Genomic DNA, 8,980 nt, shown 5'->3' with positions numbered 1-8,980 from the left:
TATTTGGGAAATCCATGCAGATGCCGGCGCTGCCAAACTTGATTTCGACCTCTCAAAATTCAAAGTAAAGGAACTTAAATTAAACGGTGCCGCCGGATCGTTCACCATCAAATTAGGCGACCCATTGGAATCAACCAATATTGAATGTTCAAATGCAGCCTCGGACGTTAGGATCCTGATCCCGCAAAATGCTGCCTGCGAAATAGAAACAGACACAGGTTTATCAGGCAACGACTTTGAAGGATTTAACGATGTAGGCGACAGCAGGCACGAAACACCCGGTTTTGCTGCCGCAAAAAACAAGATACACATCCATATCAAAGGCATTGTATCAGGTTTTAAGGTGAATAAGTATTAAGTAGCGTTGTAATGTTGAAATGTTATTTTTGAAGAGTTATGCAAACTTCCAACGTTTCAACATTACAACCTTCCAACAAAGGAAACACCTACCTCCTCGTAGTTAATGGTAAACCCGAAGGACCGTACAGCATTGAACAGTTGAAGGCGCTGAAAATAAAACCAGCCGATTTTGTAAGGACAGATGGCATGGACGATTATAAACAAGCTCATGAAGTTGCAGAACTCCGTGAGCTTTTTGGTTTTAAAAAGGAAGCCGTCATCCCCCAATATTTCGGCAGTTTTGATCAAAGGCTAACCGCGTCCGCGCTGGATTGGTTTTTTGTATTGCTGGTATGTGTGCCCATTGCCTTTATCGTTTCGGTATTTATTGAGGATCAGGCGCAGCGCATCATGGTAGCCTTTAGCCTGGCAGTTATCGTTCCACTGGTAAAGATTATCTATCATATCGTATTGGAATGCTCGGCGAAACAGGCAACGTTCGGCAAGCAGCTTATCCGGATAAAAGTTTGTGATATGGAAGGCAAACGCATCAGCTTCGGCCGGTCGTTATGGCGAAATGTAGCCAAGCTATTTTCTGTCGCCCCATTTTTTTTAGGCTATATTTTCAGCTTCTTTAACAAAACCCAGCAATGCATGCATGATATGCTGGCCGGGACGCTGGTGATGAAAGACAGACTGTTTTAGTAGCAGGGGTAATTAGCAGTAGCAGTCGAATAAATATTAGCGGCGGTGTAAAAGTAGCAATAGCAGTTAGATTTATAACAAGCAAAAACTGCTACTGCTACTAATAACTGCCACTAATTCCTCATTCCAACCCCAATCTCATCTTTAACGAATCACGGTAGGTACTCCCAATCGGGATCTTTTCATTATTGATCATCAATTGGTGAACTTCTATCATGGCAATATGCCTTATGGCTACCACAAATGATTTATGCACCCTAACAAACTCATCTTGCGGGACAATGTCAAAAATATCGGTCATGTTTTCGCGGATCAGGATCTTTTTATCCTTTAAATCGATGGTGATGTAATTGCCATCCTTCTGCAAATAAAGGATCTCGCTTATTTTAAGGTGATGGGTTTGCGATCCGCTTTTTATAAAAACCGTTTCCAGTGCTTCACTTTTAAGGCTTGCCTTATTTTTCATCGCAAACAAGTTCTCGGCTTTATTTACTGCGGCTAAAAAGCGTTCGAAAGTGATGGGTTTCAGCAGGTAGTCAACAGCATTCAAATCGTAGCTTTCCACAGCGTAGTGGCTGTATGCCGTGGTAAAAATGATCATCGGCCTGGCCGACAGGGTTTGTACCAGCTGTAGCCCGCTGACGTCCGGCATATTAATGTCAAGAAAAATGAGGTCCACTTTTTCCCGGTTCAGGAATTCAATGGCCCTCACCGGCTCGCGAAAGGTGGCCCGCAAGTCTACCAGGCCGGTTTTGCGGCAATACCGCTCAATCACTTCCAGCGCCTTGGGCTCATCATCAACGGCGATACAGGTTATCATTCTAAAATAATTCCAAGATTGACAATATACCTATTGTCAGCATTTTTTATGAACAATTCGTACTTTCCGGGGTATACAAGTTCTAATCTTCTCTTTATATTTTCAAGCCCGATCCCGCCCTTCTCGTCTTTCATTTTCCTGACATTGTAAATCGTATTCTGGCAGCTAAAAACTAATTGCTTGTTTACCATTGCAATGGAAATATTAATTTCGGATGATTGGCCTATGATCACCCCGTGTTTAAAGGCATTTTCCACAAAGGAGATAAAAAGCATGGGGGCAACCAAAATACCCTCAGTTTGCGCCGGGTAATCAAACGTCACCTTTGCCTCCTCATCAGCGTAACGCAGTTTGTTTAGCGTGATGCAATCTTCCAGGTATTCAATCTCTTTATTCAGCGGCACCCCATCGGCATTACTGTCGTATATCATGTAGCGCATCATACCTGATAGTTTCGAGATCCCGTCGGCAAGGTCATCGTTACCCTTCGCCTGTGCCATCGAAAACAAGTTATTGAGTGTATTGAACAGAAAGTGCGGGTTGATCTGCGAGCGCAGGAATTTAACCTCGGTACTTAACTGGTTAGCCTCCAGTTTAACGCGCAATACATCGGTTTTTGCCCATTCCTTTAAAAAGAAATAAGCAATGGAGACACCCATAATACCTATGAATAGCAGCAATAAGATCAATTGCGACCTGTCAACCATATTCATGATGAAACCAAGACGGTTATTATCTGAAACAATATGCATCTTATCTGAAACAACATGCCCGGTTTCTAAAACAACATGCCTGGTTGCTGAAATTGTCGTCGGGCCAGGCGGAACGCCTTTTATTTTTAAAGTAGTATCAAACTGTTGGGTGGGCGGGGGACCTATCCTGACCGGGTCATGAGGGGTCAGCAAATTGATCGCCACATTATCCATCTCAAAAATCAACAAAAACCAACATGCCGCTATGGCAAAACGGACAAGGTTGCTGCGAAAGGAGAGGATCTTTTTAAACAGCCAAAAAATATTGCCATAAAATAAAATGGCCAGCAATACCAAAGTGCCATAGGTGGCCGGTAAAAACCTGACTATTTGTTTTCGCTCCATTATGGCGTTATTGCGGCTGATCCTTATGGTAATGGCTGAGCTGGTTGCTACGTTTACGGCATAGAAAACCGCGATCCAAAAAAGGATATGAATGGCAATCTCCGCTAACTGTCTCTTTTTTATGCTGTTCATCAATTCAAAAATAGAAACCTTTGTCCAATTTTATTAATTTATGTGATTAACCAGACTGATTAGTAGGCGAACACGCAGGTTTTGAAATCCGCGCTATTACGCCTGCGCTAAATTCCTTTCAGGGTATCCTTATCATCCGCAAATAACAAATATCGCTGCTTTAACTGCCTGTGCACGCTATTCGTACCAAAATTTTCAGGGCGCCAATTCAAATTTTTAGCATTGTTTAAAATTATCACCTTATGAAGAAGCAATTACTAATAGCAATCATCTTACTGGCGGCATTTATTACCGCTGAAGCCCAAAAAACAGATACCGCACGGGTGCTGGTGCACTACAAGTTTAGCTACATGAGGGACACCACGGACCGGGCGCACCCCTACACGGAAAACATGGTGTTGTATGTAGGCAAAAATGCGGGCGCGTACCGGAGTTATGACGGGATAGTATACAACGCGCAGTTTAAGAAAGCGTTTGCCGAGGCGGCAGCCAGCAGCCCGGATGGGCGCCCAATGATAAATAGAAGGCATGCGGGTTCGTTCACCGAATATTACCAGTTCCCGAATGAACAAAAATTATTTACGAAAGATCAGCTGATGATCAACAGTTACCTGATCGATGGCCCGATGCCGGCTATCGATTGGAAGATCAGCGCTGACACGGCAACATTTGGTGGATTGCATTGCCAGAAAGCCATCGGCCATTTTAAAGGCAGGGATTACACGGTATGGTTTTGCCCCGATCTGCCGGTGCATACCGGCCCATGGAAATTAAACGGGCTGCCCGGCGTAATTGTTGACGCTCACGATGCTAAAAACGAAGTGGTGTTTAAGTTTGACGGAGTAGAGAAGGCTGTGCCTGCACAACCCGGCACCGGGACTACCGCTGCGGATGCTCCCCCGATATTGCAGGGATTGGATGACGACCTGAATTTGATAGGAACACCACCCAGAACAATTAAAACCACACAAAAGGAATTTGATAAACTAAAGACGACCATGGAAAAAGACCCTGAAGCATTTGCACAAGCGGTTATGGCGGGCAATCGCGCCGATGGCGTTAAAATGGATAATATCAGGGTTAGGAAAGGCCCTGCCCCCCGCGGTCCGGTGATCAATAACCCGATGGAATTGCCGGAAAAGAAATGAGCGAAACACCTCAATTAGAAAAATACCAGGAGTAAATTATAATATTCAATTCATGAAACCATCATGAGCTACAAAAAACTACACTTGCTCATCCGCCAGCTGGCGGATTGCCATAAAAAAACAATCAACACAATGAAAAAACAACTATTACTATGTGCCGCCCTTTTAACTGCCGCCATTACGGCCGGGGCGCAAAACACTGACACCGCAGCGTATATGGTACATTATAAGTTCTCGCATGTGAGGGATACCACAAACCGCGCGAACCCTTATACCGAAAACATGGCCCTGTTGCTGGGCAAAATTTCAAGCGTTTACAAAAGTTATGACAAACAGCTGCAGGATGCCTTATTTAAAAAACAAGTAAAAGAAGCAATGGCAAACTCGCCTGATGGAAACATTAAAATAAACAGGCAAAACACAGGTTCGCCTCTTCAATATTTTCAATTCCCGGCACAGCAAAAATTGTATAGAAAGGAGTCGCTCGTCATCAACAGCTACCTGATTGAAGATGCCCTACCAAAAATCGACTGGAAAGTAAGCAGCGATACGGCCAGTTTTGGCGGCATGCATTGCCAGAAAGCCACTGCGCATTTTAAAGGCCGGGATTATACCGCATGGTTTTGCGCCGATATGCCTTTTCATGCCGGGCCCTGGAAACTGAATGGCCTGCCCGGTGTGATCCTGGAGGCTTATGATGCCAAAAAAGAAGTGGTTTTTAAGTTTGACGGTATTGAAAAGGTCGCGCCTCCGCAAACCGCCGCGTCAGCGGCAACCAGTGAGGCACAGCCCGGCGACGGGCACAGGATGATCGTGATTGGAGGTGATGATGCCGATACGGATCCGGCTATTATCGCATTGCCTTCGCGTTCGATCAAAACCACCGACAAGGAATTTACCAAATTGCAGGAAGCCATGCGGAAAGATCCGGATGCGTTTGTGCAGGCCATGATGGCATCCTCTGGCATGAATGGACCTGGAAACGGACCCAGGCCGCAAATCAAGATCAAAATCGGGCCGCAGCCCGTGATCAATAACCCGGTTGAGTTGGCCGAAAAATAATGATGTGTATTATGCGAACTTTTATATTGCTGCTATGCAGCATGCTTTGTGCTGCCTTTTGCTTTGCCCAGGAAAAAATCCACGGCACTGTTAAAGACAGTACAGGAAAGGCCGTGCCGTTTGCCACCGTCAGCCTGAAAAAAAAAGTAAGCAATGGTATTGTTGCTTACACCATAACAGATGGTAAAGGCGTGTACAATTTGATGCTGCCCTCCGGCGAAAAAACGGATAGCCTGCTGGTAGAAGTGCGCTGCATAGGTTACAAGCACATGGCGCAAGCAATTAATGGTAACACTCCCGTCGACTTTGTGCTTCAGGCTTCGGTTAACCAGTTACAGTCTGTAGTGGTGAAAAGCAGCCGGCCGGTACTGAAAATAAACGGGGATACCATCAACTATAAAGTTTCGGACTTTGCCTCCGCGCAGGACAGGACGATAGGCGATGTGATCAAAAAATTACCGGGCATAACGGTTGCGGCCGATGGCACCATTCTGTACAATAACAAACCCATTTCAAACCTGTACATCGGGGGCGATAACCTGCTGGATGATAAATACAGCATTGCTACCAATACCATTCCGCAGGGAGTGGTTGAGAAGGTGCAGGTGATCCAAAATGACCAGCCGGTTAAAGTACTGCAAAATAAGGTAATGAGCGACGATGTGGCGCTGAACCTGACCATTAAGAAAGGGGCCAAACTGCAATTGGTAGGCCAGGAAAGCATAGGTGCAGGCTTGCCCGGCAATTACGACGTGAATTTGAATGCCATGATGTTTAAGGATAAATACAAGGCCATTAATTATATAAAAGGCAACAATACCGGGGATGACCTGGAGCAGGACTTGGTGTCGCACAACTTTACCGATAATTCCCAACGCATCGATAACGATGTACCGGCCACCGTACTTTCAACCGGGGCGGTAAATGAGCCGGCTTTGTCACGCGACAGGTATTTATTTGACCGGTCAGGACTTATCAACCTTAATAATTTGATCAACCTAAAAAACAATGTGCAGCTAAAGGTTAACGCCTGGTATTTGCATGATACGCAACAACAGGATTACAGCCAGCGCAGCACCATTTTTTTGCCGGGCGACACGGTGCGGTATAACGAAACCCTGCACAACCGCTCCGTTCCCAATATATTCCATACCCAATTTACGCTGAACGTTAACCGGGATAAATATTATTTAAATGATGTGCTGTTGATGGATAATAACCAGAGTATTAACTATTCCAGCCTGAATACTAACGGCACTGTGGAGAACCAGGTTTTTAAGGATAACTCACTAAATTTCTCCAATGAATTTAACCTCATCAAATCACTAAAATCAAACAATATCGTACAGGCTTATTCGTACATCAGCCATTCCGCCGAGCCGGAGAACAGGGCCATCGGGCCGAACTATAACGACACTGTATTCAATAAAAGCGTACCCTATAACCAATTGCTGCAAAATGTAAATGTGCCCGCCTGGTACACCAATAATTACCTGTCGTTTAAGATCCCGGCAAACGTTGTTACCCAAAGTTACCGAACGGGTTTTAGCATACAATCACAAACATTAACCTCAAACCTCGGCATATTGCAGAACAATAACAGCATCAGCCCCGCATCAGACAGTTCCATGAACCATTTGAACTGGATCCGGAAAAAGCTGTATGCCGAAGCGGCGTTTGACCTGCCCGGCACTGTGCTTAAAGCTGACCTTGCCGGTAAGCCTGCAGCAGATCAATTATTCAGATAGCCTTTACGGGCTGAATAAGCATTTAAACCGTTTGTATTTTAACCCGCAGTTAAGGATAAAATACCAAACCAGTTTGGAGAACTACCTCACCTTCGGCTACAATTTCCGCAACCAAACAGGTACCATAGAAGATCTGTACCGCGGCTATATCCTTACGGACTACCGCTCGCTTTTCGCCAACAATGCCGACCTCACCGAAAGTCAGAACCAAACGGCTGCAGCCGGGTTTAACTACCGCAAGGCGCTTACCCTGTTTTTTGCCGGTGTGAATGTGCTTTATAACCACGTGGCTTCCAATAATATCGCTTCGGAAGTGATCACCAATACACTACAGCAGCGGGTGGTGCTGCCCTACCCCAACAGCACCAATTGGTGGACGGTGAGCGGCAACGTAAGCAAGTATTCCTTTGCGTTAAAAACCACTTTTAGCGGCGGTCTGCAATGGCAAAACAATGGCTCGGTACAGCTGCAAAACAATAACCTGCTGCCCTTCAACACCACTACAGAGGCTGCTAATTTAAACGCCAATACAAAAGTGAACGACCAGGTAAATTTTAGCTATAAGGCCACCCTTACGCAAACTTACAGCCATTCGGCAGTGGAGGCATCGGCCTTTCACATCAGCCAGTTGCTGCAGCAGGCAGAGGTTAACTATATTCCTTCGGACGATATGCAGTTTAAACTCTCCGGCGAACATTACTTCACCCGCCAGCAGGGCAACCCGGACCTGAAATACTTTTTTGCAGATGCAGCGATGAAATTCAGGCTCAAAAGCCTAAAAACAGATGTGGAGCTCAGCGCGGTTAATTTTTTGAATGTTAAAAATTACAGCTACCTCAATTTATCGGCAAATACGTTTACCGCCAGTTCGTACACGTTGCCGGGGAGGATCATTTTGTTGAAAGTGATGTTTAATCTTTGATGGGAAAAACGCCTTTTACGTTTGAGAAATAAATGTCATCAAAACAATTTTGTTGCGTAGCGCTACAGATGCTACAAACGCAACAACCATCTACTCATTTGATTATCAATTATTTAAGTGCTGACAAAATTTTGTCACTGACAGGATCTTGTCAGCAGTTTTTTGCTAAACCACTGTTTTTTTAGGTCTTATTCTGTCTCCTACCGCCGGTTCAAACGGAGCGGACCGAAGGCATGATAATAAAGTGAAACTTATCATTATATTTACACTGAAGCCTCAAATTTCAACCCAACAATAAAACCAACCACATGAAAATACTACTCTTCACCCTCATCAGCCTTTTTATCGCTTTATCCGCTCTTTCCCAATCCATCCCGGATACAACCGCAATAAAACAAGTATTGGAAAAAGAATCAACAACTTTCCGCAGTGGCGATGTTAAGGGCCATGCCGACTGCTGAAAAATACAGCCGTACAGCCGGATAGTGGTTTCGACAGCTGACGGAAAAATGATCGACGTTCCGCCTGCTATTATGATCAATCCGCCTGCAAACATGATGGGCGGCGGCGGTACTTTTACCAACTCCAATTATAAAATATCCGTTATGGGCAGTGCCGCATGGGTTAGCCATAATGAAGAATCCGTTTCCAAAGACGGCAAAAAGACTTAGAGCATTGAATTTAAGATGCTGGAGAAAATAAACGGCGAGTGGAAAATTGTCGGCATGTCGATGCATGCTTACAATAAGCAATAGCAACCGTGTTTTCAGCTAACCTGCCTGCGGCAGGCAGGTTGGGGATAAAAGAAAAAATGAGGCCCTACACACTCTGTGTAGGGCCAAAAATAGGGAGGAGTGTGTAGGGCGCATTTTCGTGCGGGCGAGAGCGGTCTACCCCTTAGTACTTGCCTACCCAACTAAAGGTTGCAGGCTATCCCCTGCGTACGCCATGCGGGAAGATGGGATACCCCTCAAGCTCCTCTGCCAAACTGTCGAAATAACAATCAT

9 protein-coding genes and 1 pseudogene are annotated in these 8,980 nt (G+C 45.1%); 8 read left to right on the top strand and 2 right to left on the bottom strand.

The window, feature by feature from the left end; all coding sequences use genetic code 11:
* Window positions 1-358, top strand: a pseudogene (locus QZY09_RS00110) (hypothetical protein); the annotation flags it as partial.
* A 38-nt stretch (window positions 359-396) separates the two neighbouring features.
* Window positions 397-1,044 carry an RDD family protein gene (locus tag QZY09_RS00105; protein WP_295666456.1) on the top strand — a complete coding sequence of 216 codons (648 nt, stop codon included), beginning with the start codon at window positions 397-399 and terminating at the stop codon, window positions 1,042-1,044.
* Window positions 1,045-1,165: 121 nt separating this feature from the next.
* On the opposite strand, the gene QZY09_RS00100 is transcribed toward QZY09_RS00105, so the two are convergent.
* Together QZY09_RS00100 and QZY09_RS00095 are read right to left on the bottom strand one after the other, a co-directional pair.
* The gene (locus tag QZY09_RS00100; RefSeq protein ID WP_295666453.1) at window positions 1,166-1,864 is read right to left on the bottom strand and encodes a LytTR family DNA-binding domain-containing protein; all 699 of its coding nucleotides are present in this window, start codon (window positions 1,862-1,864) and stop codon (window positions 1,166-1,168) included.
* Window positions 1,861-3,093: a sensor histidine kinase gene (locus tag QZY09_RS00095; RefSeq protein WP_295666450.1), complete on the bottom strand. Its 1,233-nt coding sequence runs from the start codon at window positions 3,091-3,093 to the stop codon at window positions 1,861-1,863. Before QZY09_RS00095 ends, QZY09_RS00100 begins: the two co-directional genes overlap by 4 nt.
* A gap of 242 nt (window positions 3,094-3,335) precedes the next feature.
* On the opposite strand from QZY09_RS00095, the gene QZY09_RS00090 reads away from it, so the two are divergent.
* The 6 genes from QZY09_RS00090 (at window position 3,336) to QZY09_RS00065 (ending at window position 8,644) form a co-directional block, all read left to right on the top strand.
* The gene (locus QZY09_RS00090; protein ID WP_295666447.1) at window positions 3,336-4,241 is read left to right on the top strand and encodes a GLPGLI family protein; all 906 of its coding nucleotides are present in this window, start codon (window positions 3,336-3,338) and stop codon (window positions 4,239-4,241) included.
* Between the two features lie 132 nt (window positions 4,242-4,373).
* Window positions 4,374-5,303, top strand: coding sequence for a GLPGLI family protein (locus tag QZY09_RS00085; protein ID WP_295666445.1), 930 nt, complete (start codon window positions 4,374-4,376; stop codon window positions 5,301-5,303).
* Window positions 5,304-5,314: 11 nt separating this feature from the next.
* Window positions 5,315-7,051 carry a carboxypeptidase-like regulatory domain-containing protein gene (locus QZY09_RS00080; RefSeq protein ID WP_295666442.1) on the top strand — a complete coding sequence of 579 codons (1,737 nt, stop codon included), beginning with the start codon at window positions 5,315-5,317 and terminating at the stop codon, window positions 7,049-7,051.
* The gene (locus QZY09_RS00075; RefSeq protein ID WP_295666439.1) at window positions 7,014-7,973 is read left to right on the top strand and encodes a hypothetical protein; all 960 of its coding nucleotides are present in this window, start codon (window positions 7,014-7,016) and stop codon (window positions 7,971-7,973) included. The genes QZY09_RS00080 and QZY09_RS00075 overlap by 38 nt, the downstream gene beginning before the upstream one ends.
* A 308-nt stretch (window positions 7,974-8,281) precedes the next feature.
* Entirely contained in the window at window positions 8,282-8,434 is a 153-nt protein-coding gene (locus QZY09_RS00070) for a hypothetical protein (RefSeq protein ID WP_295666436.1), read from the top strand.
* A 24-nt stretch (window positions 8,435-8,458) separates the two neighbouring features.
* Entirely contained in the window at window positions 8,459-8,644 is a 186-nt protein-coding gene (locus QZY09_RS00065) for a hypothetical protein (protein ID WP_295666433.1), read from the top strand.
* The last annotated feature ends 336 nt before the right edge of the window (window positions 8,645-8,980 follow it).

This window comes from uncultured Mucilaginibacter sp. (genome assembly GCF_903913935.1).
GTDB lineage: Bacteria > Bacteroidota > Bacteroidia > Sphingobacteriales > Sphingobacteriaceae > Mucilaginibacter.
The sequence above is the reverse complement of the archived record's forward strand: the minus strand, read 5'-3'. Positions and strand labels throughout refer to the sequence as shown.